2 rRNA genes (1 of these 2 cut by a window edge) are annotated in these 2,500 nt (G+C 55.0%); both read right to left on the reverse strand.

Annotated elements, in window-relative coordinates:
* A 5S ribosomal RNA gene (gene rrf, locus G582_RS0108435) occupies positions 1 to 113 on the reverse strand.
* A 142-nt stretch (positions 114 to 255) separates the two neighbouring features.
* Positions 256 to 2,500, reverse strand: a 23S ribosomal RNA gene (locus tag G582_RS0108440) (it continues 615 nt past the right edge of the window).

Below are 2,500 nucleotides of genomic sequence, written 5' to 3' on the forward strand. Positions count from 1 at the left end.
CCCTGGCGATGACCTACTCTTGCATGCAGAAGCACACTACCATCGGCGCAGCTGTGTTTCACTTCCGAGTTCGGGATGGGATCGGGTGGTGCCACAGCGCTGTTATCACCAGGGAGAGGGTGGAGGGTCGCCGGCCGTAGATACGGCAGCGCCTCGCTCTCAGAGGTTGGAAGAAGAGTCTACGAGCGTTTGGAGCAAGCCATCAACGTGTTGAGGCCAAGGGTTACTTCGCTAGGCGAAGCAACTTGAGGTGATATGGTCAAGCCACACGGATCATTAGTACAGGTAAGCTCAACGCATTACTGCGCTTACACACCCTGCCTATCAACCACCTGGTCTTGATGGTTCCTTCAGGGGGCTTGTGCCCCGGGAGATCTCATCTTGAGGCGCGCTTCCCGCTTAGATGCTTTCAGCGGTTATCGCTTCCGAACATAGCTACCCGGCAGTGCCACTGGCGTGACAACCGGAACACCAGAGGTTCGTCCACTCCGGTCCTCTCGTACTAGGAGCAGCCCCTCTCAAATCTCCAACGCCCATGACAGATAGGGACCGAACTGTCTCACGACGTTCTGAACCCAGCTCGCGTACCACTTTAAATGGCGAACAGCCATACCCTTGGGACCGACTACAGCCCCAGGATGTGATGAGCCGACATCGAGGTGCCAAACACCGCCGTCGATATGAACTCTTGGGCGGTATCAGCCTGTTATCCCCGGAGTACCTTTTATCCGTTGAGCGATGGCCCTTCCATACAGAACCACCGGATCACTAAGTCCTAGTTTCCTACCTGCTTGATCCGTCGATCTTGCAGTCAAGCACGCTTATGCCTTTGCACACAGTGCGCGATGTCCGACCGCGCTGAGCGTACCTTCGAGCTCCTCCGTTACTCTTTGGGAGGAGACCGCCCCAGTCAAACTACCCACCATACACGGTCCCCGACCCGGATTACGGGCCCAGGTTAGAACGTCAAGCACATCAGGGTGGTATTTCAAGGTTGGCTCCATGCCAGCTAGCGCCGACACTTCACAGCCTCCCACCTATCCTACACAGACGAACTCAACGTTCAGTGTAAAGCTATAGTAAAGGTTCACGGGGTCTTTCCGTCTTGCCACGGGAACGCTGCATCTTCACAGCGATTTCAATTTCACTGAGTCTCGGGTGGAGACAGTGCCGCCATCGTTACGCCATTCGTGCAGGTCGGAACTTACCCGACAAGGAATTTCGCTACCTTAGGACCGTTATAGTTACGGCCGCCGTTTACCGGGGCTTCGATCAAGAGCTTCGCTTTCGCTGACCCCATCAATTAACCTTCCGGCACCGGGCAGGCGTCACACCCTATACGTCCACTTTCGTGTTTGCAGAGTGCTGTGTTTTTGATAAACAGTCGCAGCGGCCTGGTTACTTCGGCCTCCTTCAGCTATTAACCATAGGAGGCGCACCTTCTCCCGAAGTTACGGTGCTATTTTGCCTAGTTCCTTCACCCGAGTTCTCTCAAGCGCCTGAGAATTCTCATCCTGCCCACCTGTGTCGGTTTACGGTACGGTCTGTGCAAACTGAAGCTTAGGAGCTTTTCCTGGAAGCGTGATATCAGCAGCTCTGTCCAACTGGACTCGTCCTTGGTCTCAACGTTGCGCTCCCGGATTTGCCTAAGAGCACCGCCTCAACCCTCTCACCGGGACAACCAACGCCCGGCCTGCCTAACCTTCTCCGTCCCTCCATCGCATTTGCACGAGGTGCTGGAATATTAACCAGCTTTCCATCGACTACGCATTTCTGCCTCGCCTTAGGGGCCGACTCACCCTGCGTCGATTAACGTTGCGCAAGGAAACCTTGGGCTTTCGGCGTGCGGGCTTTTCACCCGCATTATCGTTACTCATGTCAGCATTCGCACTTCCGATACCTCCAGCAGACTTCTCAATCCACCTTCGCAGGCCTACGGAACGCTCCTCTACCGCGCATAACAAAGTTATGCACCCCAAGCTTCGGTTTACCGCTTAGCCCCGTTAAATCTTCCGCGCAGACCGACTCGACCAGTGAGCTATTACGCTTTCTTTAAAGGGTGGCTGCTTCTAAGCCAACCTCCTGGCTGTCTGTGCCTTTCCACATCGTTTTCCACTCAGCGGTAATTTGGGACCTTAGCTGTGGGTCTGGGTTGTTTCCCTTTTCACGACGAACGTTAGCACCCGCCGTGTGTCTCCCGTACAGTCCGTCTCGGTATTCGGAGTTTGCAATGGTTTGGTAAGTCGCGATGACCCCCTAGCCATAACAGTGCTCTACCCCCGAGAGGATACATACGAGGCGCTACCTAAATAGCTTTCGAGGAGAACCAGCTATCTCCGGGTTCGATTAGCTTTTCACTCCTAATCACACCTCATCCCCGACCTTTGCAACGGGCGTGGGTTCGGGCCTCCAGTACCTGTTACGGTACCTTCACCCTGGGCATGACTAGATCACCCGGTTTCGGGTCTACTGCCCGCGACTATGCGCCCTTATCAGACTC

This window comes from Thermomonas fusca DSM 15424 (genome assembly GCF_000423885.1).
Taxonomy (GTDB): domain Bacteria; phylum Pseudomonadota; class Gammaproteobacteria; order Xanthomonadales; family Xanthomonadaceae; genus Thermomonas; species Thermomonas fusca.